This is a genomic window from Natronomonas sp. CBA1123 (assembly GCF_009741925.1).
Taxonomy (GTDB): domain Archaea; phylum Halobacteriota; class Halobacteria; order Halobacteriales; family Haloarculaceae; genus Natronomonas.
This window is the reverse complement of record NZ_WPCC01000011.1, coordinates 54825-77026: the sequence shown is the minus strand read 5'-3', so window position 1 is coordinate 77026 and position 22202 is coordinate 54825. Positions and strand designations below refer to the sequence as shown.

Genomic DNA, 22202 nt, shown 5'->3' with positions numbered 1-22202 from the left:
CCGACGACGACAGTCACCTGGTTCGCGGTAGACGCCGGCGCGTTCGAGTTCCGAGAGCAGGAGGTCCACGAGGACGCCGTCCGGCGTCGCGCGGTGATGTCGGTGACGACGATTGCGACCGTGTCGTCGGGTCGACGAGCGTCGCGAGTCGGAGCCGAGGGGGTCGGCGAGGGCCGCCTCCGCGGCCGGTCGGACCTCGACTGCCTCGCCCCCGGGTGGCTCTGCGACGGTCACGTCGCAGTCCGGAAGGTCGACCGACATGGTCCCATCGCCGAAGGGGAGTTCGAAGGAACTCATCCCTTGATGTTGCAGACCGGGTAGACACGGGCGACCTTGTCACCGATACCGAGTTCGTCGCTGACGCGAACCACCTCGTCTACGTCCTTGTACACGCCCGGTGCCTCCTCGGCAATCGTCGCGCCGCTCTGGGCCTTGACGTACACCTGCTGGTCGCGCAGGTCATCCTGTACGTCGCCACCCCAGAACTCGCTTTTCGCCTGCGTTCGGCTCATCAGCCGACCGGCGCCGTGGGCCGTCGAACCGAACGAGAGGCCCATCGACTCCGAACCGCCACAGAGGACGTACGACCCCGCGCCCATGCTCCCGGGGATGATGACCGGCTGGCCAACGTCTCGGTAGGCCTTCGGCACCTCGTTTCGGCCCGCCGGGAACGCCCGCGTCGCGCCCTTTCGGTGGACGAACAGCTCCCTGTCTTCCCCCTCGATTTCGTGGACCTCCTTCTTCGCGATGTTGTGGGAAACATCGTACAGCAGTTCCATGCCCAACTCCTCCCACGGCCGACCGAACACGTCGGCGAACACTTCCCGCGTCTGGTGGGTGATGAGCTGTCGGTTTACCCACGCGAAGTTGATGGCGGCACACATCGCGTCGTAGTAGTCCTCGGCGAGTTGCGACCCCGCCGGCGCCGCCGCGAGTTCCTTGTCGGGTAACTGCGACAGCAGGCCGCTGTGAGCCTGTTCGATGTCACGGAGGTAGTCGTTGCAGACCTGATGGCCCAGTCCCCGGGAGCCACAGTGGATGAGGACGACGATTTGGTCGGTTTCGAGGCCGTAGGCGTCGGCTATCTCTTCGTCGAAGATGTCGGTGACCCGCTGGACTTCGAGGAAGTGGTTGCCCGACCCCAGCGAACCGAGTTGGTTGCGGCCGCGGTCTTTGGCCTTCTTCGAGACCGCCGCGGCGTCGGCGTCGTGGCGGACTCCCTCGTCTTCGCAGTGTGCGAGGTCGTCGGCCGTGGCGTACCCCTGTTCGTGGGCCCAATCCATCCCGCGTTCGAGGACGGCTTCGACGGTGCCGGAATCGCCCTCGACGACGCCACCGCCACCGAGTCCGGACGGAACAGCGTCGAACAGCGCGTCGACGAGTTCCTCCTCGTGACCCTGAACGTCGTCGTAGGTGAGATTCGTTTTCACCATCCGGACGCCGCAGTTGATGTCGTAGCCGACTGCTCCGGGCGAGATACAGCCGTCTTCGGCGTCGATGGCCGCGACCCCGCCGACCGGGAAGCCGTACCCCTGATGGCCGTCGGGCATACAGAGGGCGTACTTCGTGACGCCGGGGAGATGCGTCGTGTTCCGCAGCTGTTCGAGCGTTTTGTCCTCCGAAATCTCTTCGAGGAGTTCCTCGCTGGCCAGCACCCGCGCTGGAACGCGCATGCCGCCCTCGGGTGGAATCTCCCAGACGTAGTCGCGGACCTTGTGCAGCGTCACGTCGCCCGCGTCGAACGTGGTCATACCCGGAGTTCGACGCGAGCGGTCCAATAAGTTACGACCGGTCGGCGTCTCGGGCGGCGCTCAGTCGTCGGCAGGTGCGGGGTCGTCGGCGCCTTCGATTTTCACGAGTTCCTCGACGGGCGGCAACTCGGCGTCGGCGTCGGTGATGATTTCGATGCGCTTCGAGAGCTTCTCCTGGGCGTACTCGATGAGCGGCGCGGGGTCGGCGCCGGTGTCGAACTCCGTCTGGACGGTGCCGGCGACGAGCGGCAGGAGGTCCGTGAGAATCCCCTGGACGATGTCGGGGTCGACGCCCTCCTCGGCGATGAGGTGCTGGACTTTGTGCATGCCGAACCCGACGTGGCGGCCCTCGTCGGAACGGATGCGCGTGATGCCCTCGATGAGGCCGTCGAGGTAGATGTCTTCGGTATCGGCCTCCTCGCCCCAGTCGTCGGGACCGGCGTCGCTGAAAGTGGCTTGGAGGCCGTAATAGCCGGTTTGAGCCAGCACGGACTCGACGACGAGGTGGTAGTGGCAGAACGCCTTCGCTCGGTTTTCGGGCGTGTCCTCTTCGAGCAGGCGGTGCATCGCCTCCTCGGTCCGGTCGAACAATTCGATGTACTCCTCGGGGAAGTATCGCTGGTCGGTGGGGGCGGTGACTTCCCACTCTTTAGCCTCGGCGACCGGATTGATGACGGTCCGCCAGTAGCGGTCGAAAAACTGGGTGTGTTTGGCTTCCTCATAAATCTGGGAGGAGACGAACATCTGGTCGTTGATGTCTTCCAGCGTGAGCATCAAGGGCGCGAGGTCCTCCGTGACCGCCTCCTCGCCGGCACCGAACTTCGCGACGGAGGCGCGGAACGCTTCGAACTGCTCGAAGTCGATGTCGGAGTCGATGAGGCGCTGTCGGTCCTGCTGTAACAGTTCCTCGGAGATGTCCTCGTAGGGGTCCCAGTGTCGATACACCGCGTTCCGGAAGTAGCCGCCGGCGAAGGAGTCTGGGTCGATGCGCATCTCACGACTGGTGTCCCGTATCTGGGTCATATGCCATGATAGATGCACACATACAAACCGATTCCCCCTGCATACGACGCCCGTTTAACAAGTGGGCACCGGCAGAACGTGTGCGGTCGACACCCCACAGCACAACTTACATACCCCACGGAAGGCTACGTTCCGACATGACCGAGGACGCCGAACACCGTCGACTCGTCATCGCTGGTTCCGGTATCGCAGGACTCACGGCGGCCATTTACGCCGCCCGCTCGAACAACGACCCGCTCGTGTTGGAGGGGCCAGAACCCGGCGGGCAACTGACGCTGACGACCGACGTGGCGAACTACCCCGGCTTCCCCGACGGCATCGGCGGCCCGGACCTCGTCAACAACATGAAAGAGCAGGCCGAGCAGTTCGGCGCCGAAATCGACCACGGCGTCATCGTCGACGTAGAACCCGGCCAACCGCACCGCATCGAGTTGCGCGACGGCACGGTCTACACCGCCGACGCCTTCATCGCCGCCTCCGGCGCCTCCGCTCGCACTCTCGGCGTCCCCGGCGAAGACGAGTTGATGGGTTACGGTGTCTCCACCTGTGCCACCTGCGACGGCGCGTTCTTCCGCGGCGAGGACATGCTCGTCGTCGGGGGCGGCGACGCCGCCTGTGAGGAGGCCGCCTTCCTCACGAAGTTCGCCGACACCGTCTACATCGCCCACCGCCGCGAGGAGTTCCGCGCGGAGGACTACTGGACCGACCGCATCCGCGAACTCGAAGAGGAGGGTGCCGTCGAGGTGATGACGAACACCGAACTCCTCGAAATCGAGGGGACCGCCGAGGAAGGCATCGAGAGCGTCCGCCTCGCACGCAACCCAGAGGGGTACCCGAAGGAGAAACTCGACGACCCCGACACCGAGCAGTTCGACCTCCCGGTCGGCGCCGTGTTCATGGCCATCGGCCACACCCCGAACACCGACTACCTCGAGGGTACCGGCGTCGAGATGGACGATACCGGCTACATCCAGACACTCGGCGGCTCCGGCGGCGGACAGACGAAGACGGACGTGTCCGGCATCTTCGGCGCCGGCGACGTTGTCGACTACCACTACCAGCAGGCCATCACCGCCGGTGGGATGGGCTGTAAGGCGGCCATCGACGCCGACGAGTACCTCGAAGAGTTAGAGCGCGCCGAGAAGACGGCCGACGCCGCAGCGGCGGACGACTGAACCGGACGCGCTGGCACCAGCGACGCATCCGACCGGAAGTCCCTTTTGTCGGCACGTGGAAGCGACAGTATGGCAGACGAAACCGTTACCCTACACATCGACGGCCCCGACGGCGACGACGAAGTGACCCTTCCCACCGAGATGCTGGATTTGATGCGCGAAAACGACGAGTCCAACGCCGAAATCGTCGGCGACCTCGCGCTGTTCTCCTGTGCCCAGCGCATCCACGCGACCGTCCACCACGCCGAGGGCGGTGACACGGAGGAGTACGAGGCCATCGAGGAACAGACGATGGACCTCTTCGAGGACCGCTTCGGTGCCTCCTACGCCGAGCTGACCGGCCACCAGCATTAGACGACTCGTTTTCAGCCCTGACGCGGATTACGGCACCGTCCAGTAGAGGACGACGCCATCATCCATTCGTTCTACCTCGTCGAGTTCCAACTCAGGGAAGTCGTCGACGAACCCCTCGCCGTCGGCCAGCGTCGGCGCCTCACGGCCGCCGATAACGAGGTTCCCGACGTACACCGAACACTCGTCGACGAGGCCGGCTTCGAACAGCGAGAAGATGAGTTCGCCGCCGCCTTCCACCATGAGTTGCTCGATGCCCTCGGCTTCGAGAGCGTCGAACGCTCGCGGAAGGTCGACTCGCTCCGCCCCCGCGACGACGAGGGTGGCGCCCGCGGCTTCGAGACGGTCACGTCGGTCGGTCGGCGCCGCCTCGCTCGTCAACACGTACGTCTCGCGGTCGCCATCGAGTACGGCAGCATCAGCCGGCGTTCGACACCGTGAGTCCGCGACGACGCGGGCGGGTGGGTCGGCCTCAGCACCGCGAACCGACCTGCGGTGGTCCTCGTCGTGGCGGACCAAGGAAGGGTCATCGGCCAACACGGTTCCAACGCCGACCATCACGGCATCGGCTTCCGCCCGCAGGCGGTCGACGCGTGCGAAATCGGCCTCGCCGCTGATGGCGATTTGCTCGCGCCGCCGAGAGGAGAGTTTGCCGTCGGCGCTGACCGCGGCGTTGACGAACACGTCCATACCACGTCTCCGATGGCCGACGACAAAAGGGCTGTAGTCCGACCCGGCGCCGACTTACCGTCGGAGCGCCGCGATGGGCCGCAACGGCAACGGGACGTAGTCGTGGTCGGGCGTGTACTGGGCGAACGCGAGGCTGTTGGACATCACCGAGACGCTGGAGGCAGCCATCGCCGCACCCGCCAGTGCCGGGTTCAGCAAGCCCAGCGAGGCGACCGGGATGAGCGCCGCGTTGTAGCCGAGCGCCCAGAACAGGTTCTGCCACACCTTCGAGATGGTGGCCTGCGAAACCCGGATTGCCTTCAGCACGTCGGCGGGGTCGGACCGCATGAGCGTCACGTCGGCGGCCTCCATCGCCACGTCGGTTCCCGACCCGATGGCGACGCCGATGTGGGCTGTCGTCAGCGCCGGCGCGTCGTTGACGCCGTCACCGACCATCATCGCCCGGATGCCGTCCGACTGGATGGCCTCAACTTCGTCGGCTTTCTCCTCGGGGAGAACGCCCGCGTGGACGTTCTCGGCGGGGATACCCACCTCCTCGGCGACGGCCCGAGCCGTCCGCTCGTTGTCGCCGGTAATCATGTACACGTCGTAGTCGCGCTCGGTCAGCGCCGCGACGGTTTCTTTTGCGGTCGGGCGAACGGTGTCGGCAGTGGCGACGACGCCGACGACCGACCCCCCAACAGCGACCAACATCGCCGTCTTGCCCTCGCGTTCGAGCCGTTCCATCGCCTCGTCTGCGGGGCCGGTGTCGATACCCGACGCCGTGAGTAGCGCCCGGTTGCCGACCAGCACCTCGCCGTACTCCGTGGTCGCTCGGACGCCCTTTCCGGGGACGTTCTCGAAGGACTCGACCGGCTGGAGGTCGATATCCCGCTCCTCGGCGCCGTCGACGATGGCCTCTCCGAGGGGGTGTTCCGACCCGGACTCGGCGCTCGCGGCGACTTCGAGGACGAACGACTCGTCGATTTCGGGCTCCAGAAGCGCGCCCCCGTCGGCGCGAGGAGCGTCGGCTCCCTCGATGGCAACGACATCGGTCAGGGACATCTCGCCCTCGGTGAGCGTGCCGGTCTTGTCGAAAACGACCGCATCGACTTCTCGAACCTGTTCGAGCACGTCACCGCCCTTGAACAGGACGCCGTTCTTCGCGGAGATGGTCGAGCCGACCATCGTCGCTGCGGGGGTCGCGAGCCCAAGGGCACAGGGACAGGCGATGAGCACCGCCGAAGCGAACACTATCATCGAGAACTCGAACAGCGGGACGCCGCCTACGACCGGGCCGCCACCCACCTGACCGAAGGGAAGCACCTCGACGATTCCGTACAGCTGTCCGGGGAACAGATACCACAGCGTCGCCCAGACGACGGCGTTAATCAACACCGCGGGGACGAAGTAGGCGCTGACGGTGTCCGCCACTCGCTGGATGTCGGGCTGTCGCGACTGGGCTTCCTTCACCCGGCGGACGATTTGCTGGATGGCGGTATCGGAGCCGACTTTCGTCGCCTCGACGATGAGGACGCCGTTCTCGTTGACCGTCGACCCGACGACCTCGTCGCCGGGGGGATTTTTCGACGGGGACGGACTCGCCGGTGAGCATCGACTCGTCGACGGCGGATTGCCCATCGCGGACGACGCCGTCGGTCGGAATCCGCTCGCCGGGCCGGACCTTCATCCGGTCGCCGACTTCGACCTCAGACAGCGGGACGGTGACTTCCTCTCCGTCGCGAATGACCGTCGCCTCCTCGGCTTCCATCTGCAACAACTCCTTGAGAGCGTCGGAGGCCTGGGCCTTCGAGCGTGCCTCGAGCCAGTTACCGACGGTGATGAACCACAGGATGAACGCTACGGCCTCGAAGTACAGCCCCGCGGGGAGGCTGAAGACGAGGACGGCCGTGCTGAACAGATAGCCCGCGCTGGTACCGACGGCGACAAGCGTATCCATGTTCGCGGTGCGATTGCGGGTGGCTTTGTAGGCGCCGACGAGGAACTCCCGGCCCAGCGTCGCCATCAGCGCCGTCGCGATGGCGAACTCGATAATCCCGAAATCGACGCCGAACAGCGACTCCGGCCGCGGAAGCGGCGTCACCATCGTCGCCATCAGATAGATGAACGGCGCGGTGAGGACGCCGCCGCCGATGACGAGGCGGCGCTGTTTCCGGAGTTCTCGTTCGGCGGGCGACTCACCGGCGTCCTCCGTCGAGTCGTCGCCGTCGGTCTCTCGAACCGGTTCGTAGCCCGAGTCCTCGATGGCCTCGTAAGCGGTGTCCAGCGAGAACGTTTCGGGGTTGTACTCGACGGTGGCCTCGTCGGTGGCGTAGTTCACGTCAGCGCGGACGACGCCCGGGAGGCTATCGAGTGCGTCCTCGACGGTTTCCGAGCAGTTCGTACAGTGCATGCCGACGATTTCGATGGTTCGGCGTTCGAGAGTGGGGTCGTAGCCAGCCGACTCGATGGCCTCGTAGATAGCCGACAGCGACACTTCCCCGGGGTCGTACTCGACGGTCGCATCGTCGGTCGCGTAGTTCGCCGACGCTTCCGAGACGCCGTCGAGTGCCTCGACCGCGTCGGCGATTGTCTCCGAACACGTCGCACAGTGCATCCCGCCAACGCCGATGCGCTCACGTCTGGTCATGGATGTCCCTACGTGCCCCTCGTTGATGCGGTTTGTCCCTCGGATACTGGCCACTACAACACCCGAAACTTTCGAAACCAAACACAGATACCGAACCAAATTGCGTTTTCAAAAGGGAAAACGGCAATAGCGCCAGTGCCGTACGACTGGATATGGGAACGACACTGAGCGTCGAAGACATGGCGTGTGACGGCTGTGAAGCGAACGTCGAGGAAGCGATTCGTGGCGTCGCGGGCGTCACCGGCGTCGAGGCCGACCACGAGTCCGGGACCGTCGTCGTCGAGGGTGACGCCGACGCCGAAGCCCTGGTCGCGGCCGTCGACGATGCCGGCTACGAGGCGTCGGCCTAGGCCCCTTCTTTCAGTTCCTCGTAGCGCTCGACGAACCGCGCTTCACAGGAGCCACAGCAGAACTCGTAGCGTTCGCCGTCGAGCGTCGCGGTGACGCCCTCGCTGGTGACGGTGTTGCCGCACTCGGCACACTCCAACCCGAGCGTCGCCTCGCCCAACGCAGGATGCCAGTCGGCGGCCACGAGCGGCGACACCGACACAGATTCGATTGCGCCGGTGTCGAACGCCGCTCCGAGATGTCGCTCCACGTCGCCGTCGGGTACCGACGCGACGACGAACAGTCGGCTATCGGCGGTCGCGAAGACGTGTTCGACGCCGTCGACGGAGCCGAGCGCCTCCCGGACCGCCGTGGTTTCGCCGGGCGTCACATCGAGCGTTACGGCGACGCGAACGCCATCGCTGAGTCGGGAACGGTCGATATCGACGGTGAAGCGCTCGACGACGCCCAACTCTCGGAGGCGGTCGATGCGGTCGCTCACGGCCGGCGCCGACAGCCCCACCTCCTCGGCCAAATCGCTGTACGGTCGTCTCCCGTCGTCGAGCAACAGCCGAAGCAACTGCCTGTCGGTTTCGTCGAGGTCGCGCATACCGGCGATTTGGTGCCGGGCCACAAACGGCTTGCGCCGCCGTCAGTCGACGCCTTCGGCATAGCGGAAATCCGCTTCGCGCGCCTCGGGAAACGTCCCGTCGAAGCGTATCTGCCACCCGTGGAGGACCGTCGGGTCCCGGAGCGCGTTGGTGAGCGTGGTCCGAACGTCGAGTACGTCGACGCCGTAGAAATCGGCCGGCACGCCCTGGAAGTACTGGAGCGCCGTCCGGAACAGCGACCGCATCCCGTCGTCGTCCTCGAAGTCGAAGTGCTTGTAGGCGCCGGCGGCGACTTGCACCATCCCGTGGAGGAACTTGCTCTCAGTGGTGCCGCGGCCGTAGTTGTACCACTCCGCTTCGAAACAGTCGTGTGACTCGTGGAACGCCGTCGAGTTGTACAGGCGGACGCCGTGTTCGGTCGCCCGTCGGAGCGTGGCGTGTTCCCACTGCCCGTCGGAGCGCCAGCCCGTCGGGTTGCCGGCCGGCGGGTCGACGCTCGAATCACGGGTGTGGTCGTCCATCGTCGGAACCTACAGGTCCTTCGCGATGCCCCGGAGGCCGTTCATTCGCTGGCGTTTGCTCCGGAGGTCGTCGGGCGACATGACCCTCGACAGTGGACTCTCGCGGACGTGTTCTTCGACGGTTTCGACGGCGTGTTGGTCGATTTCGACGCTCGTGAGGTACTCCGCGAGGCGCTGGAGTTCCGCCTCCGAGGCGCGTTTGCCGCCGTCGGCGCCGGTTATCGACCACGCCAGTTCCCGGGCGTCGGTCTTCTCGTCGTAGAGGTACGCGCCGCCGCCGAGCGCCAGCGTCTTCGTCGTCACCCACGGAACGACATCGCGGTTGCCGTAGCCGAGGTCGTCGACGAGCATCGTTACCGCGCGGTCCGACAGCGCGAACTGCCGGCGGCCGGACTGGCCGACGGAGACGTCGAGTTTCAGTTCGCCGTCTTCCTCGACGAGGTGTGGAGCGATGGCCATACCGAACGTTTCGGCTCCGGGTACTTCGGTCGCGCGGTTCGACCGAAAGACGCAACGCTTTACCCGACGCCTCTCCCACGAACGGTTGCGTGCGAGGGTAGCCAAGCCCGGAAACGGCGGCGGACTCAAGATCCGCTCCTGTAGAGGTCCGAGGGTTCAAATCCCTTCCCTCGCATGGCGAGGCGTCACGCGCCTCGAAAGCGTTTCGCGGCCCCGTGCCGCGAGACGCAACATGCGGAAGACCGCTCTTGGAGCGGCCTTCCCTCGCAAGATTCCTCACGAAACCGCACGAGTAGCCGCGGCTACAGGTCCTCGGAGAGTTCGTCGAACCGGCTCTGTGCGGCTTCGTATCGTCGTTCGGTTTCGGCTTCGTCGTAGGTCCACTCGCCGTCGACTTCCCGAAGGACGGCGTTTGCGTGCCGCCCCTCTTCGGGCAGCTCGGTCGTCTCGACGAGTCGGCCCTCCTGTTGGCCGCCCTCCTCGACGAAAATCAGTGCGTACTCCTCGCCGACTTGGTCGACGACGGCAGTGTCCCCAGCGTCGGCGGCGACTGCCGACCCGGAAAGGAGCGTCATCGAAAGCAGTGCGACTAGCACGAGCGCAGGTATCGAGCGCATCGCGGCAAGGTGGCCGCGTTTTCCTACATAAACTCGGGGTCAGTCCTCGGCCGCTTCGACGCCGACGATTTCGCCGACAGAGGCCCACCCGTCGTCTGTCTCGCGGCCGGCGACGAGAGGGTCGTCTTCGCCGTCGGTGACTAGTCGGTAAGTCGTTCCCTCGCTGTCGACGCCCTCGGCCTGAAACGCCTCCTGGAAGAACTCCGCCGAGCGCATCTCCAAGACGATTGTCGAGTCGTCTTCGAACGTCAGTCGAACGTCACGGGGCGTGATGTTGTGGATGCGCTTTGCGAGAGTGTTCATACCCGATACAGCGAATCGGGTCGGCAAATCGGTGGCGCTTTCCGCGCCGCTTTCGGAGTCCCGGTATGAGCGAGCGTGCGGACTGTGCCCTGCGGGCGGCCGAGGCGGGCGCGGCGGTGGCCTCGGGGTCGTTCCGGGACGGCATCGCCGTCGAGACGAAGGGACAGAAGACGGACGTGGTGACACAAGCCGACCACGACGCCCAGGCGCAGGTCGTCTCGACGATTCGGGACCGCTACGCCGACGACCCCATCGTCGGCGAAGAGGACGAAGAACTCGGCGCCGTCCCCGACGCGGGCCCGGCGTGGGTCGTCGACCCCATCGACGGGACGAACAACTTCGTTCGGGGAATACGGACGTGGACGACGAGTGTCGCGGCGACGGTCGACGGCGAACCACAAGCCGGAGCGACCGTCTGTCCCGTGCTGGAGGACACATACCTCCTCGATTCGGGGACGGCGTATCAGAACGGCGAGGAGTTGTCGGTCAGCGACCGAACCGACCCCGAGGAGTTCGTCGTCGTCCCGACCGTCTGGTGGGAGTTCGACCGCCGCGAGGAGTACGCCGCAGCCTGTGCGGGTATCGTCGAGCGATTCGGCGACATGCGCCGGTTCGGTTCGGCTCAACTCGAACTCGCGCTGTGTGCGGCCGGTGCCGTCGACGGCGTGATTACGAACGTCCACGTGATGCCGTGGGATAGCCTCGTCGGCGTCGGCTTGGTCGAGGCCGCAGGCGGCGTCGTTACCGACATCGACGGCGAACCCTGGCGCCACGACAGCCGCGGACTGGTCGCCTCCAACGGCCAAGCCCACGACGCGGTGCTGGCGGCCGCCCGGGAAGCCGAAGACGTTCGATAACCCCGCCCGTGTGCGGCCCTCGCCAGCGACCGGAAGGGTGAAAACACCACAAGCCGGGGATTCGGACATGGAGTTGTCCGACGGACTCGACCTCGAACGTGCGTGGCTGGCGACGTTCCTCGGTGGCATCGTCGCGTTGGTCGTCGGCTCGCTGGCGTTCCCGCGACGCGTCTACGACGGGTTCCTGTGGCGATACTTCTGGGGGCCAGTCGACGCGGACGCCCACGGCGCGACGTGTGCCGTTCGCAACGGCGGCGTGACCGAACGGCTCTACGGACAGACCGCCTGTGCCGGCGCCGACGGTATCGTGGCCACACCCGGCTACACGGTCGTCTCGACGGTGAGTTACGCCATCGTCCTCGTGTTCATGCTCGTCGGGGTGTTGCTGTTGCTTCGCCGACTCGACGTGCGAATGTCCAAGCGGTTCTACTTCGCGCTGTTCCCGTTCATGCTGTTCGGCGGCGCCCTCCGGGTCGTCGAGGACGTCAACGCCACGTTCGTCCGAGAAGGCGCGGAGATGCTCATTCCCTTCCCCACTGTCGGTCTCATCATCAGCCCGTTCATCTACTTCACGATGTTCGCCATCACGCTCGCCGCCCTCGTCGGCACCATCTCGCTGTCGAAGCGTGGCGTCATCGACGAGTTCGAACCCGCACTCGGGGGCGTCGGCGCAGTCGCACTCGCGGCCACCCTCACCGTCCTCCTGTACGTCTCTGCGACCTCCGACCTCGTCGGCTTCTACCCCGCCGTCGCCGTCATCGTTCTCGTCGGCGCGACGCTCATCGCGGCGGCGTTTTGGGTGCTCTCAGAGCGATACGCGCCGCAAATCAACGCCGGTACCGGAGCGATGGGAATCCTCGTCGTCTGGGGCCACTCCGTCGACGGCCTCGCCAACGTGTTGAGCCTCGATTGGCACGACGAACTCGGTCTCCCCGTCGAGTACGGCTCGAAACACGTCGTCAACGCCGCCGTCGACCGCTACACCGGCATTATCCAACCGGAGTGGCTCACCGACGCCATCGGCACGGTCTGGCCGTTCCTCCTCATCAAGGTCGCCGCCGCGGTGGCCGTCGTCTGGGTGTTCGACCGGGAAATCTTCGAGGAAAGTCCCCGGTACGCCTACCTGCTGCTTATCGCTATCCTCGCGGTCGGTCTCGGCCCTGGAACTCGGGATATGCTTCGGGCGACGCTGGGCATCTGAGCAGGTACTCTCAGGAGGAGTATTATCAATTCACTACCCCGAGTAAGCGACCCGTTACTGTTGGCGAGAACGATAGACTAACGACTGGGTTTTTCACCCCCAACGGTGACCTTCCGACCACCTCTCAGGGGGAGGGGAGACCCATGCAACGAAGAACATTCATCGGTACGACCATCGGTATCGCCGGACTCGGGGTTCTCGGGTCAAACACGGCGATGGGCAACAGCAACGGACTGGTAAACGCAGTAGAGACGGGCGATGGTGGTATCGTCGCAACTGACGACGACTTCGTCATCTCCGGGCAAGAAATCACAGTCGACTCGGGGAGTCCACCCTACGTCATCCACAACGACGGTTACTCGGGTGAAGTCACGGACAACCACATCGAAATCGAAGCGGTTCCGGAAAGTCCGACGTTCGGAATCCGTGTCGATGGGGGTGACGTGGACGTCACCGCAAACACCGTCGACGGCGACGACGCACTCGCACATCAGTTCCTCTCTATCGGCTACGCCGATGGGGCCACCGGTGCGGTGGAATCGAACACGCTGAATGGTGGACACAGGGTCGCTATCCTAGCAACCGGTGGTGACACGGATGTCGACATTTCGGATAACGAAATCACGGGACTAGGGCCGAAATCGGACGGGTGGGCCGAAAACGGAATCCAAATCGGTGGTGGTGCGACCGCGAGAATCCGTGGCAACACCGTCGCAGACCACTGGTGGGATTTGGACGACTTCCAGTCGTCGGGAATCATCCTCTACCAGCCAGGGGATAGCGTGAACATCCAGCGAAACAGCGTCACCGACAACGATGCCGGCATCGCCCTGTGGGGTGGGAACCGACACAACGTCCTCCACAACACCATCGAAGTCACCGAGGAGGACCCCGGAGACGACGACGCCTTCCATGCGGGAGTGTTCGCACTCGAAACGACCAACAGCGGCGTCCGGCAAAACACGATTACGGCAGTGGATGGCGATATGGGCATCGTCCTCTACCCGTCCGCCGAGAACACCAAACTCATCAGAAACGCCATCTCGGGATGGGCCGAACCGATTGTCGACAAAGGCGAGGAGACGAAACTCCCGAAGCCGTTCGACCCCAACACGTCATAAGAACGTTTTCGCACCTCACGGCTCGCTTCGCTCGCCGTTCGAGTTCTGAGGTGCTCACTCCGCTCGCACCTCGCTATGCGCGAGACCGGATTTGAACCGGATGAAACCTCGCTTCGCTCGGTTTCCAGGGTTCGAATCGACCCTGCTCTTCGCTCACTGCGTTCGCTCATGCGCGGGACCGGATTTGAACCGGCGGACCCCTACGGGACAGCGTCCTAAGCGCTGCGCCTTTGGCCTAGCTCGGCAACCCGCGCGCACGCTTCCGTACCGCCGTCGCCCAAAAATACCTGTCGCTACCGCCCGACGCGGTCTCGGATGCTCGCAACCATCCCCTCGAAGTTGCCCATCTCCTCGATACCGCCGATTTCGTCGCCGACGGCGATTTCGCCCGGCTCGTCGACCCGCGCACAGATGCCGCCTCGACCTTCACCGAGTGCGCGCATCAGCCCGTCTTCGTCGTTCAACTGTTCGATGTACCGACACGGCGGTCGAGGCCTCGTTCCCTCGAAAGTCGCCTCCCCGAGTCGGAAGCGGGTGTTCAGGAGGTCGTGGACATCGCCGCCACGGACGACGAGATTGCGGCGGTGTTGGCCCTCCGAGAGGTCGATACCCGTCGTCCGTTCGATTTCCTCGAGCGCCTCCGCCTGTACGAAGGTCACTTCACAAACGTCGAACGGCGAGTAGTGGCCCCGGCCGGTGCAGTAGCGGTCGCCGTCCAATCCTCCCGCAACAGCGTCGATGCGCTGTCGGGACTGCATCGGCTCGCCGCCGGCCTCCGTGACGTAGATGTCCTCCAGACGCATGCCTCCGTTTGGGGCGCCGACTGTTTATATGCCTGCGTGCCGGAACGGTTCACATGTACCGGGCGCGGGACCACGTCGAAAACGAGGAGTGGCTGGCCGCCATCGACGACGCCGCCGAACGGCTGGAGCTCGGCGCGGCGGCCCGCTCGCGTGCGACGGACCTCTTTCTGTCGACGGTGCCGGAGGCTGACCGCTCGAAGCGGGCGACCGTCGCGGCGAGTCTGTACGCGGGCGCGCTCATCGCAGGTGAGCGTCGCTCCCAATCGGATGTGGCCGACGCCGCCGGCGTCTCGCGGTTGACCGTCCAGAAACGCTGGAAGGAGTTGATGGCCGAGGCAGGACTGGAACCGCCGAAGTGGTAGGTGTTACTCTCTTTCGGCTGGGCGCCCGTCGGACTCCGGCGTGAGATTGCCGTGTTCGTCTATTTCTCCGGAGACGATTCGCGTCGAGGAGATGACCGCTCCGTCCTCGGCGTAGACGTGGTCGACGACTTCGATGTCGAGTTCATCGAGCCCCTTCTCGCGTCGGACCTCGTTGACGGCGTGGCCGCCGTCTTCGGTCTCCGGGGAGACGATGAGCACGTCGAAGCCGGGTTCGGTCGCGACGCCGGTCGGCTCTTCGAGCGTCCGGATGTCGAACTCGCGGTCGTACTCCTCGGCGAAGTTCGATAGTTCGGCTTCGAGGTCCGCCCGACGTTCCTCGAAGGAGCGGACGTAGCGGTCGACGCTCCGCGTCCGCGGTGCGAGCTCGTCGCTGGTGAGGCCGACGGTCACGTCACCGAGTTCGAACGCCCGCTCGAACAGCGCCCGGTGGCCGTCGTGAATCGGGTCGAATGTCCCACCCAAAACGACGTTCATGGCGACGGCAACGCGGGGGCCGGGTTTAGTGGCTTCGATGCGAAAACGGGTCGGTCAGTCGTCGGTGTCGTCGGACTCGTCGCTGCCGTCTTCGACGGTGATGTCGACGGGGTCGACGCTCTCCCGGTTGCCGATGCCGAGGTGTGAATCGAGGTTGAACACGGTGTTCAACTCGTCCTGGAGGTCATCGACGATGGTGCCGACGAGGTCACTCGGCGCCATCGCCGTGTACTCGTAGGGGTTGTTGCCCGCGCCGCTGGACTCCCGCTTGCTCCGGTCGAGTTTCTCCTCCTCGTGGAGTGCGGCGAGTGCTTCCCGGACGGTGCTCGGGTACAGACCGGTCCCCTCGGCCACCTCCTCGCTCGTACTGCCGGGGTTCTGTCGGAGATACACGTAGATTCGAGCCCGGGTTTCGGTGTCGAGTACCCACGCCAGCAGGTCGACGATGCCCTCGTCGAACTGTTCGGCGGCCCGCTCGGCCTCCTGTTCGAGTTTCTCGCGAACGCCGTCTTCGGTCTCCCCCATCTCGGATGCCCCCTCTTCGGAACTGTCGTCAGTAGACATGCGTCGTAATCAATCGGACACAAGGAATACCCGTATATAAATCCAGTGCCGAACGTCACTCGAGAAGCAGGTCCTCACACACCGCATCGAGACCCTCGCTTTCGTGGAGTCGTCGCTGGCGCTCGGCGCCGCTTTCGGCGTCGTACATCTCGCGGATACCATCAACTCCGAGTCGACTGCACTCGCGGTCGACCAGTTCGCCGAGCGGGATGGCCTCCGAGAAGTCCTTCGAGAGCAGTTCGGTGTCGTGGCCGTAGCGCAAAGCCCGCCACTTGTTCTCGTCGAGCGGTTCCCGGCGGTGTTGATAGCCGTTCTCGCCATCCTCGTAGCGAGCAGCGAGGTCCTCGACGAGCGCTTTCGTGTACTCGACGAACGCCAACACCCACTCGTGGTCGGCCTGTCCGTCCGGCGTCCGTACCTCGACAGTGCCGTGTTCGGAGTGTGGGCGCACGTCGTACCACAACTCGCCACGGTCGTTTATGGACCCGTTTTCGACCATCATCCGCTCGAAGGACTGGAACGCCTCGAAGTCCTCGAACGTGGTCGGCATGCCGGTGTTGGGGAGCCCCTCGAAAATCTTCGCACGGGCGGAGGACAACCCGGTGTCGAACCCGTTCCAGAACGGCGAGTTCGCCGAAAGTGCGAGCATAATCGGGAGATACCAGCGCATCTCGTTTGCGACCCAGACGGCCTTGTCGGCGTCGTCGACGCCGACGTGAACGTGCAGTCCGGCCGTCGTGTTCCGGTGCTGTGGGTATTGAATCCGGTCGAGTTGTGCGCGATACCGTGGCTTCTCTGCGTGTTCGAGTTCGCGCCACTTCGCCGCCGGGTGAAGGCCGGCCGCCGCGATGCCGAACCCCTCGGCCTCGGCGTGGTCGACTAACGCCTCCCGAACGTCGGCGAGGGCATCACGGGCGGCCGACAGCGACCCGATGGTCGGCGTCTGGGTTTCGATAACGCACTTGAACAGTTCGTGGTCGAGTCGCCCGTCCAGTATCTCCGGTGGGTCGGACTCGTAGACGAGTTCGTCCGTGCCGGCGGTGGGGCGCCCGGTCTCGTCGACGACGAAGAACTCCTCTTCGATGCCGAGCGTTCCCATCCGGTCGAAGGCATCCCGCGAGCCCAGTTCCATCGAGCGCACCTTGGCCGGGGCGGATTAAATACCATTTGACCTGCTGTGACCGGACCGCACAGCCGTCCCCGGCCCAGTCGCCGAATCGACGGACCTATCGCGTCCAAATCGTCCGATTCACGAGCGAGAACACCACCTCGCCGTCGACGGTCGCCTCCCGGTTGGTCGTGACGATGCCGCGTTGTTCGTTGCGCTTCGAGTGCCGTTTGTCCGCGATTTCGAGCGTGACGTGCAGGGTGTCCCCGGGCCGAAGCGGCGCCGGCAGCCGCATCTCCTCGATGTGGCCGGCGGCGACGAGGTCCGAATCGCCATAGAAGTGCTCGACGACCGGGCGCTGGGTCAGCGCGAAGGTGTGGATACCGCTGGCGATGATGTCGCCGAAGGGCGAGTCGGCGGCGGCCGCCTCGTCGGTGTGGATGCCGAGCGGGTCGTACTCCTCTGCGAAGGCGACGATTTCCTCGCGACTCACCGACCGCGTCCCGCAGTCGATGGTTTCGCCGACGGTCAATCCCTCGAAGGTTCGATGGCTCATTATCGAACGAAGAATCAGCGAGCGCATAGTGGTTGCGCCCTGCGATAGCCGGTCGTCAATCCGGCCGGGCGACGACCGCGAGGTGGTCGTCGTGGAACGGCTCCAGCGACCGCGTTTCGAGTACCTCGTAGCCCTCACGGAGTGTCGTCAGCACCTCCTCGAACACCGCATCGGGGTCCCGAGCCACGTCCTCGCTTCGGGCTTTCACGGCCAACAGGAGTCGGCCGTCATCGTCGAGGAACCGTCGGTTCGCGAGCGCCACCTTCGCCTGGCCGCGCGTGGCCACGTCCTGAATCAGGACGTCCACCGGTTCGACGACGTGGGCGTACGTCTCCGGCTTGCGGGCGTCTTTCAACAGCGGGAAGAGGTTGCGCCGCGGTTCGGCGGCCTCGAGGAGGTCCCGTGCCGGCCGCGCCGCGAACTCGACGGCGTACGTCGGCCCCGCGAAGTCGGCGACGTGGCTGACGGTCGTCCCCGCCGCCGCGCCGAGATACAGCACCGTCTCGCCACCGGAGAGCCCGGTGTCCATCCCCTTCTCCAACATCGCCCCGAGTTTCGAGCGACGAACGTCCCACTTCCGCCAGCCGTCGGCGGTCGGTTCACCGTACACCGCCTCCCCCTCAGTCGCCAGCGATTCGCGACCGTCGAAGGCCCGGCGCTCGACACCCACCGGTAGGTCACTCATCGACATCACGCGCCTGGATGCGCTCGATGCGTTCGGCGAGTTCGGCGTCGAGTTCCGGCTTCCGCTCCCCCGAGTAGTGGTCGACACGGGCGGCGATGGCGAGTTTCCCAGCCAGTGCACGCGCCGCCGACCCACGGTTGTCGGGGTGGGTTCCCTGAACTGCCTCGTGGACGAAGATGACGCCGTGTTTCGGCGACGGCGCTCGCCCACGGAGGTGAGCGAACAGTGCCTCCTCGGCACCTAGCACCTGAACCGTCCCAGCGGGCTTGCGGGCGAGTTGCTTCAGTCCGCCGGCGAGTGCGATGAGTCGGGCCGCCAACACGGGCCCGGCCAGCGCCGAGAGGTTCGGCGCCACTTCAGGGGCGGTTCGTTCGACGTGGCTTCGGAGGTCTGCTGCCTCGTCGTCGAGGTCACGAACCCGCTCTGCCAGCGAGACGAGCGGGTCCTCCTCGTCCGACTCGGCTAATTCCCGGGCGTATTCGACGCCCGTCTCCGCATCCTCGTGTCTGCTTCCGGCCCACTCGGCGACGCGCTCGGCCAGTTCGTTGGCGACGCGCTCGCAGTCGTCCATCGCCCGAATACCATGCATCAACTGTTTGTCGTCCGACCGCTCTGCCTCCTGTACCGCCTCCCGCGTCGCACGCATCGTCGCATCGTGTAATATTTTGTAGTACTCGTCTTCGTCGGCAGCGAACCCCGACTCGACTGCGCGTTCCGGCCACGCTGCCGGTGACTCGGCACTGCCCGTCCGAATCGACTCGGTGACCGAGTCGGCGTCCTCGCGGTCGACGTCCTCGAACCACCCCCCGGACGAGGGGTCGGCTTCGTTCATGCTACCCCGTTTCGGAGTCGGTCACATAGATGTCCCGGTGTCACTCGTTCGTCGGCGTCGAGGCCTGAGAAACTCATCTAGCGGCCCCCTACTGTTCTCCGTAGCGGCCACCCAGCTATCGCTGTAATCTCTTGATGCAATGGCTTTTCTGCGTGTCGTCCCTCGACCATCTATGACGATTGCTACTGGCGATTCTGTGACGCTGGAATACACGGGCCGACTGGACGACGACACGGTCTTCGACACTTCACGAGAGGCCGTCGCTGAGGAGGCGGGACTGGCCGAGGCTCAACCGGACCGAGAGTATGCACCCCTTACGGTTGATGTCGGTGCCGAGCAGGTCATCGAAGGTATGGAGGAGGGGCTCATCGGGCTAGAAGCCGGCGAGACGACGACGCTGACCATTCCTCCGGAGAAAGCCTACGGCGAACCGAGCGAGGAGAACGTCCAGGAGTTCGAAACTGCCGAACTTCGAGAGATGCTCGGCGGCCAGCTGCCCGAGGAAGGCGACTACCTCGAAGCACAGAACGGCCAACCCGGTGAAGTCATCCACGCCGGCGAGGATGTCGTTCGGGTGGATTTCAACCCCAGACTCGCCGGTGAAACGCTCACCTTCGAGATAGAGATTATCGACGTCAACTAACCCCTCCGCTGGAGGGCTCCCGTTGGCTGCTCTTCCTCCGTATCGAGCCTGGCTGCGACTGGCTCAATCACACGGACTGCAAGCCCGGAAACGTCCGTTGGGGGTGACTCCAACTCGTCGCTCAGTTCAAAACCATCGTGAGTGCCTACTCGAGACCACCGTCGACGCGAAGCCATCAAACGTTCCGAACGACGTAAATCGCCGCCCCCGGAACCGCGAGCAGCGCGAAAATCGTCGCCAGTTCCAGCCGGTGTCCGAAGGCGAGATACGTCTCACCGAGTTTGCCCGCTTCCGCGCCGTAGACGAACAGCGTTCCACTCACGCCACCCATCCCGACGCCTCGCTTGCCGCCGACGGCGCGGGCGAGGCGCTGGTATCGGGACACGCCGAACCACGGTAGTCGCTCCACAACGCCACGGTACGGCAGTCGCTTGGCGAGTCGGCCGGCGAACGGTACGGAGGCGACCGCCGGAAGCGCCGGCAGACCGATGCCGAGCGAGAGACCACCGATAGCGAGCCCCTTCAACACGGTTCGCTTGAGTTTGCGGAGTATCACGCGAACGAGCAATCGACCGAGGGCGACCCCGAGAATCAGCAACCCGGTTTCGAGTATCGACACCTGGAGGCCGGCGACCCCGAACCGCCACGCGAGCGTCTCGGTGAACAGTCCAGCCGCCAACACGAACAGGCCGGTGGAGACGAGGTACTTCCCGCTCGTGCCCTTCCGTTTGTCCCGACGAAGTCTATCGACGACCAACGACGACCGACCTCCGTGTACGCATTTGGCGAGGAAACTCGATGAGTGAATAAAAACAAAGTGGCCGAATGGCGGATGACAGCGGCGCGAGGACAGTGGGGGCCCCTCACGCACCGCGCTGTCGCCCTCAGCAGACCGGCTTGGGGTTGACGCCCATCGATTCCAGTCGCTTGGTGTACTCCTCGTAGGCAGTCTGAATCGCCCCCGAGGCAGCCTCCTCGGCACGGTCCCAGCAGTCCTCGTCGTCGCCACAGTGGGCTTCGAGGAGGGAGATTGCGCGTTCGAGTTGGGCGTCGAGGTCGTCGCCCATCCCGCGGAACAGACTCGCCGTCTGGGGGTCGGCCTTGCCGACGAAGAAGCCGGTCATCTGCTCTTTGGACTTCTCGGCCGCCAGCGTCCGGCCGACGAACCCGCCGAGTCGTTCGATGTCGTCATCGAGGCCGCGAAGGTACGACTGGATGGCCGGCACCTCGCCGGGGTCGTGGGCGTCGAGTTCGCCGACGACGGTGTTGTAGTGCTCGCGCTCTTCGTCCGCCGTCTCGGCGAAGGCGTCGGCCACGTCGTCGTCAGTTGTGGTCTCGGCCCACGTCTCGTAGGTCTCGGCGGCGTGGTGTTCGGCCGTCGCGGCGGCCCGAAGCACCTCCTCGACATCCATCTCGCCCATGGTGTCGGCGTACAGCGACTTCGAGGAGCCGAGCCGCGAGAGCGCGGTGTTGTTTGCCTTCCGAACGGACTCGACGAACTCCGAATCTGTCATGTGCCGTGGTAGGTCGGGTGCGCGCTTGTAACCAGCGGTCCGAAGCAGGGTCGATACCGACGGCGGCGGCGCTATCGGCCGTGAAAATGTGAGAACTGGTGCCGGCTCAGTTGCCGGTCTCGATTTCGGCGCCGACGAGGTTGCCCCACTCCGTCCACGAACCGTCGTAGTTGGAGGTGTCCTCGTAGCCCAGCAGTTCGTGCAGCGCGAACCACGCGACCGACGAGCGTTCGGCGATACGGCAGTAGGCGATGGTCGTCTCGTCGCCGTCGATGCCGTACTCGGCGTAGAGCTCTTCGAGTTCGTCGCGGGTCTTGAACGTGCCGTCGTCGTTGGTCACGTCGGCCCACGAGATGTTCTCCGCGCCGGGGACGTGGCCGCCACGCTGGGCGGTCTCCTGCAGTCCCGGCGGGGCGAGGATTTCACCGGAGTACTCCTCGGGGGAGCGAACGTCGACGAGCGGGAGGCCCTTGTCGATGGCCTTCTCGACGTCCTCGCGGTAGGCGCGGATGGACTCCTTGGGGCCGCTGGCGGTGTACTCGGTCGAGGGGTACTCCGGCACCTCGTCGGTGAGCGGGTAGTCGTTTTCGACCCAGTAGTCGCGGCCGCCGTCCATCAGGCGCACGTCGTCGTGGCCGTAGTACTTGAACTCCCAGTAGGTGTAGGCGGCGAACCAGTTGGCGTTGTCGCCGTAGAGGACGACGGTGGTGTCCTCGGTGATGCCGAGTCGCTCCATCAGTGCCTCGAAGTCCTCCTTCGAGAGCAGGTCCCGCTGGACCTGGTCGCGGAGGTCCCGCTCCCAGTCGAGGCCGATGGCGCCGGGAACGTGGCCCTCCTCGTCGTACACCTCCGTGTCGACGTCGACTTCGAGGATGCGATAGTCGGGGTCGTCGCTCTGGAAGGCGTCGAGGTGGTCCTCCACCCAGTCCGCCGAGACAAGTACGTCAGGGTTCGCGTAGTCGCTCATGTTACAACCCCTATTACTCCAACCACGACCATAACAC

General features: G+C 65.1%; 26 protein-coding genes, 2 tRNA genes and 2 pseudogenes. 9 read left to right on the top strand and 21 right to left on the bottom strand.

The genetic code is table 11. The features are described from left to right. The 3 genes and pseudogenes from GJ631_RS07490 to GJ631_RS07480 form a co-directional block, all read right to left on the bottom strand. Positions 1-297 (bottom strand): annotated as a pseudogene (locus GJ631_RS07490) (hypothetical protein); the annotation flags it as partial. Then, entirely contained in the window at positions 294-1751 is a 1458-nt protein-coding gene (locus tag GJ631_RS07485; RefSeq protein ID WP_156708554.1) for an RtcB family protein, read from the bottom strand. The pseudogene GJ631_RS07490 and the gene GJ631_RS07485, both read right to left, overlap by 4 nt. Positions 1752-1811: 60 nt before the next feature. After that, complete coding sequence (locus GJ631_RS07480; RefSeq protein WP_156708553.1) at positions 1812-2774, bottom strand: ribonucleoside-diphosphate reductase; 963 nt, start codon at positions 2772-2774, stop codon at positions 1812-1814. Positions 2775-2911: 137 nt separating this feature from the next. Here GJ631_RS07480 and GJ631_RS07475 point away from each other — a divergent pair, with 137 nt between their 5' ends. Both GJ631_RS07475 and GJ631_RS07470 read left to right on the top strand, forming a co-directional pair. Next, positions 2912-3949 carry an NAD(P)/FAD-dependent oxidoreductase gene (locus GJ631_RS07475; protein WP_156708552.1) on the top strand — a complete coding sequence of 346 codons (1038 nt, stop codon included), beginning with the start codon at positions 2912-2914 and terminating at the stop codon, positions 3947-3949. A 69-nt stretch (positions 3950-4018) separates the two neighbouring features. Beyond that, the gene (locus GJ631_RS07470) at positions 4019-4303 is read left to right on the top strand and encodes a hypothetical protein (protein WP_156708551.1); all 285 of its coding nucleotides are present in this window, start codon (positions 4019-4021) and stop codon (positions 4301-4303) included. A 27-nt stretch (positions 4304-4330) separates the two neighbouring features. Here GJ631_RS07470 and GJ631_RS07465 read toward each other — a convergent pair whose 3' ends face one another. Both GJ631_RS07465 and GJ631_RS07460 read right to left on the bottom strand, forming a co-directional pair. Continuing rightward, positions 4331-4990, bottom strand: a complete 660-nt coding sequence (locus GJ631_RS07465) for a 2,5-diamino-6-(ribosylamino)-4(3H)-pyrimidinone 5'-phosphate reductase (protein WP_156708550.1) — start codon at positions 4988-4990, stop codon at positions 4331-4333. 54 nt (positions 4991-5044) lie between these two features. Continuing rightward, positions 5045-7586, bottom strand: a pseudogene (locus GJ631_RS07460) (heavy metal translocating P-type ATPase). A 185-nt stretch (positions 7587-7771) separates the two neighbouring features. Between GJ631_RS07460 and GJ631_RS07455 the strand changes: the two are divergent. Then, positions 7772-7969 carry a heavy-metal-associated domain-containing protein gene (locus GJ631_RS07455; RefSeq protein ID WP_156708549.1) on the top strand — a complete coding sequence of 66 codons (198 nt, stop codon included), beginning with the start codon at positions 7772-7774 and terminating at the stop codon, positions 7967-7969. Here the strand turns inward: GJ631_RS07455 and GJ631_RS07450 are convergent. From GJ631_RS07450 to GJ631_RS07440, 3 genes are read right to left on the bottom strand one after another with little or no spacing between them, the layout of a single operon-like run. Beyond that, positions 7966-8556 carry an AsnC family transcriptional regulator gene (locus tag GJ631_RS07450; protein WP_156708548.1) on the bottom strand — a complete coding sequence of 197 codons (591 nt, stop codon included), beginning with the start codon at positions 8554-8556 and terminating at the stop codon, positions 7966-7968. The two genes, GJ631_RS07455 and GJ631_RS07450, sit on opposite strands and share 4 nt — an antisense overlap. Before the next feature lie 42 nt (positions 8557-8598). Further along, positions 8599-9078 (bottom strand): DUF309 domain-containing protein, encoded by a 480-nt coding sequence (locus GJ631_RS07445; RefSeq protein ID WP_156708547.1) that lies wholly within the window; start codon positions 9076-9078, stop codon positions 8599-8601. A 9-nt stretch (positions 9079-9087) separates the two neighbouring features. Then, entirely contained in the window at positions 9088-9537 is a 450-nt protein-coding gene (locus GJ631_RS07440) for a hypothetical protein (RefSeq protein WP_156708546.1), read from the bottom strand. A 91-nt stretch (positions 9538-9628) separates the two neighbouring features. On the opposite strand from GJ631_RS07440, the gene GJ631_RS07435 reads away from it, so the two are divergent. Further along, positions 9629-9712, top strand: a tRNA-Leu gene (locus GJ631_RS07435). Positions 9713-9839: 127 nt separating this feature from the next. Here the strand turns inward: GJ631_RS07435 and GJ631_RS07430 are convergent. Together GJ631_RS07430 and GJ631_RS07425 are read right to left on the bottom strand one after the other, a co-directional pair. Next, a complete protein-coding gene (locus GJ631_RS07430) occupies positions 9840-10154 on the bottom strand; it encodes a DUF3006 domain-containing protein (RefSeq protein ID WP_231753918.1) in 315 nt (104 codons plus the stop codon). Between the two features lie 39 nt (positions 10155-10193). After that, positions 10194-10457 (bottom strand): hypothetical protein, encoded by a 264-nt coding sequence (locus GJ631_RS07425; protein WP_156708545.1) that lies wholly within the window; start codon positions 10455-10457, stop codon positions 10194-10196. A gap of 65 nt (positions 10458-10522) precedes the next feature. Here GJ631_RS07425 and GJ631_RS07420 point away from each other — a divergent pair, with 65 nt between their 5' ends. The 3 genes from GJ631_RS07420 (at position 10523) to GJ631_RS07410 (ending at position 13636) form a co-directional block, all read left to right on the top strand. Next, entirely contained in the window at positions 10523-11314 is a 792-nt protein-coding gene (locus GJ631_RS07420) for an inositol monophosphatase (protein WP_156708544.1), read from the top strand. Between the two features lie 67 nt (positions 11315-11381). Next, positions 11382-12515, top strand: a complete 1134-nt coding sequence (locus tag GJ631_RS07415; protein WP_156708543.1) for a DUF63 family protein — start codon at positions 11382-11384, stop codon at positions 12513-12515. A 143-nt stretch (positions 12516-12658) separates the two neighbouring features. After that, positions 12659-13636: a right-handed parallel beta-helix repeat-containing protein gene (locus tag GJ631_RS07410; RefSeq protein ID WP_156708542.1), complete on the top strand. Its 978-nt coding sequence runs from the start codon at positions 12659-12661 to the stop codon at positions 13634-13636. A gap of 169 nt (positions 13637-13805) precedes the next feature. On the opposite strand, the gene GJ631_RS07405 is transcribed toward GJ631_RS07410, so the two are convergent. Beyond that, positions 13806-13890 (bottom strand) — tRNA-Leu (locus GJ631_RS07405). Between the two features lie 39 nt (positions 13891-13929). After that, entirely contained in the window at positions 13930-14439 is a 510-nt protein-coding gene (locus GJ631_RS07400) for an MOSC domain-containing protein (protein WP_156708541.1), read from the bottom strand. A gap of 53 nt (positions 14440-14492) precedes the next feature. Here GJ631_RS07400 and GJ631_RS07395 point away from each other — a divergent pair, with 53 nt between their 5' ends. Next, the gene (locus GJ631_RS07395; protein WP_156708540.1) at positions 14493-14801 is read left to right on the top strand and encodes a transcription initiation factor IIB family protein; all 309 of its coding nucleotides are present in this window, start codon (positions 14493-14495) and stop codon (positions 14799-14801) included. Positions 14802-14804: 3 nt separating this feature from the next. Here the strand turns inward: GJ631_RS07395 and GJ631_RS07390 are convergent, their stop codons facing one another. The 6 genes from GJ631_RS07390 to GJ631_RS07365 all read right to left on the bottom strand — a co-directional run bounded on the left by GJ631_RS07390 (position 14805) and on the right by GJ631_RS07365 (position 19041). Further along, complete coding sequence (locus tag GJ631_RS07390; RefSeq protein ID WP_156708539.1) at positions 14805-15296, bottom strand: phosphopantetheine adenylyltransferase; 492 nt, start codon at positions 15294-15296, stop codon at positions 14805-14807. Between the two features lie 54 nt (positions 15297-15350). After that, positions 15351-15860, bottom strand: a complete 510-nt coding sequence (locus GJ631_RS07385) for a winged helix-turn-helix domain-containing protein (protein ID WP_156708538.1) — start codon at positions 15858-15860, stop codon at positions 15351-15353. Between the two features lie 55 nt (positions 15861-15915). Continuing rightward, on the bottom strand, positions 15916-16992 hold the full coding sequence (locus GJ631_RS07380; protein ID WP_156708537.1) for a glutamate--cysteine ligase: 1077 nt from the start codon (positions 16990-16992) through the stop codon (positions 15916-15918). Positions 16993-17086: 94 nt separating this feature from the next. Further along, positions 17087-17524 (bottom strand): MaoC/PaaZ C-terminal domain-containing protein, encoded by a 438-nt coding sequence (locus tag GJ631_RS07375; RefSeq protein WP_197424901.1) that lies wholly within the window; start codon positions 17522-17524, stop codon positions 17087-17089. Positions 17525-17579: 55 nt separating this feature from the next. Then, positions 17580-18215: a fibrillarin-like rRNA/tRNA 2'-O-methyltransferase gene (locus GJ631_RS07370; RefSeq protein WP_156708535.1), complete on the bottom strand. Its 636-nt coding sequence runs from the start codon at positions 18213-18215 to the stop codon at positions 17580-17582. Continuing rightward, positions 18202-19041 (bottom strand): NOP5/NOP56 family protein, encoded by an 840-nt coding sequence (locus tag GJ631_RS07365; protein WP_156708534.1) that lies wholly within the window; start codon positions 19039-19041, stop codon positions 18202-18204. Before GJ631_RS07365 ends, GJ631_RS07370 begins: the two co-directional genes overlap by 14 nt. Before the next feature lie 196 nt (positions 19042-19237). On the opposite strand from GJ631_RS07365, the gene GJ631_RS07360 reads away from it, so the two are divergent. Continuing rightward, complete coding sequence (locus GJ631_RS07360; RefSeq protein WP_370518584.1) at positions 19238-19684, top strand: peptidylprolyl isomerase; 447 nt, start codon at positions 19238-19240, stop codon at positions 19682-19684. 175 nt (positions 19685-19859) lie between these two features. Here GJ631_RS07360 and GJ631_RS07355 read toward each other — a convergent pair whose 3' ends face one another. From GJ631_RS07355 to GJ631_RS07345, 3 genes are all read right to left on the bottom strand, one after another. Beyond that, positions 19860-20441, bottom strand: a complete 582-nt coding sequence (locus GJ631_RS07355; protein WP_156708532.1) for a hypothetical protein — start codon at positions 20439-20441, stop codon at positions 19860-19862. A gap of 127 nt (positions 20442-20568) precedes the next feature. Beyond that, on the bottom strand, positions 20569-21198 hold the full coding sequence (locus tag GJ631_RS07350; protein WP_156708531.1) for a ferritin family protein: 630 nt from the start codon (positions 21196-21198) through the stop codon (positions 20569-20571). 106 nt (positions 21199-21304) lie between these two features. Next, positions 21305-22165, bottom strand: coding sequence for a sulfurtransferase (locus tag GJ631_RS07345; RefSeq protein WP_156708530.1), 861 nt, complete (start codon positions 22163-22165; stop codon positions 21305-21307). Positions 22166-22202 lie beyond the last annotated feature (37 nt).

Bases quoted from the DNA above. Each gene is read 5' to 3' on its own strand.
- GJ631_RS07430 (WP_231753918.1), bottom strand. From the start codon at position 10,154: ATGCGCTCGATACCTGCGCTCGTGCTAGTCGCACTGCTTTCGATGACG.
- GJ631_RS07410 (WP_156708542.1), top strand. From the start codon at position 12,659: ATGCAACGAAGAACATTCATCGGTACGACCATCGGTATCGCCGGACTC.
- GJ631_RS07350 (WP_156708531.1), bottom strand. From the start codon at position 21,198: ATGACAGATTCGGAGTTCGTCGAGTCCGTTCGGAAGGCAAACAACACC.
- GJ631_RS07465 (WP_156708550.1), bottom strand. From the start codon at position 4,990: ATGGACGTGTTCGTCAACGCCGCGGTCAGCGCCGACGGCAAACTCTCC.
- GJ631_RS07400 (WP_156708541.1), bottom strand. From the start codon at position 14,439: ATGCGTCTGGAGGACATCTACGTCACGGAGGCCGGCGGCGAGCCGATG.
- GJ631_RS07375 (WP_197424901.1), bottom strand. From the start codon at position 17,524: ATGAGCCATCGAACCTTCGAGGGATTGACCGTCGGCGAAACCATCGAC.
- GJ631_RS07395 (WP_156708540.1), top strand. From the start codon at position 14,493: ATGTACCGGGCGCGGGACCACGTCGAAAACGAGGAGTGGCTGGCCGCC.
- GJ631_RS07380 (WP_156708537.1), bottom strand. From the start codon at position 16,992: ATGGAACTGGGCTCGCGGGATGCCTTCGACCGGATGGGAACGCTCGGC.
- GJ631_RS07440 (WP_156708546.1), bottom strand. From the start codon at position 9,537: ATGGCCATCGCTCCACACCTCGTCGAGGAAGACGGCGAACTGAAACTC.
- GJ631_RS07480 (WP_156708553.1), bottom strand. From the start codon at position 2,774: ATGACCCAGATACGGGACACCAGTCGTGAGATGCGCATCGACCCAGAC.
- GJ631_RS07420 (WP_156708544.1), top strand. From the start codon at position 10,523: ATGAGCGAGCGTGCGGACTGTGCCCTGCGGGCGGCCGAGGCGGGCGCG.
- GJ631_RS07455 (WP_156708549.1), top strand. From the start codon at position 7,772: ATGGGAACGACACTGAGCGTCGAAGACATGGCGTGTGACGGCTGTGAA.
- GJ631_RS07425 (WP_156708545.1), bottom strand. From the start codon at position 10,457: ATGAACACTCTCGCAAAGCGCATCCACAACATCACGCCCCGTGACGTT.
- GJ631_RS07390 (WP_156708539.1), bottom strand. From the start codon at position 15,296: ATGAACGTCGTTTTGGGTGGGACATTCGACCCGATTCACGACGGCCAC.
- GJ631_RS07445 (WP_156708547.1), bottom strand. From the start codon at position 9,078: ATGGACGACCACACCCGTGATTCGAGCGTCGACCCGCCGGCCGGCAAC.
- GJ631_RS07475 (WP_156708552.1), top strand. From the start codon at position 2,912: ATGACCGAGGACGCCGAACACCGTCGACTCGTCATCGCTGGTTCCGGT.
- GJ631_RS07385 (WP_156708538.1), bottom strand. From the start codon at position 15,860: ATGTCTACTGACGACAGTTCCGAAGAGGGGGCATCCGAGATGGGGGAG.
- GJ631_RS07365 (WP_156708534.1), bottom strand. From the start codon at position 19,041: ATGAACGAAGCCGACCCCTCGTCCGGGGGGTGGTTCGAGGACGTCGAC.
- GJ631_RS07370 (WP_156708535.1), bottom strand. From the start codon at position 18,215: ATGTCGATGAGTGACCTACCGGTGGGTGTCGAGCGCCGGGCCTTCGAC.
- GJ631_RS07415 (WP_156708543.1), top strand. From the start codon at position 11,382: ATGGAGTTGTCCGACGGACTCGACCTCGAACGTGCGTGGCTGGCGACG.
- GJ631_RS07345 (WP_156708530.1), bottom strand. From the start codon at position 22,165: ATGAGCGACTACGCGAACCCTGACGTACTTGTCTCGGCGGACTGGGTG.
- GJ631_RS07470 (WP_156708551.1), top strand. From the start codon at position 4,019: ATGGCAGACGAAACCGTTACCCTACACATCGACGGCCCCGACGGCGAC.
- GJ631_RS07450 (WP_156708548.1), bottom strand. From the start codon at position 8,556: ATGCGCGACCTCGACGAAACCGACAGGCAGTTGCTTCGGCTGTTGCTC.
- GJ631_RS07485 (WP_156708554.1), bottom strand. From the start codon at position 1,751: ATGACCACGTTCGACGCGGGCGACGTGACGCTGCACAAGGTCCGCGAC.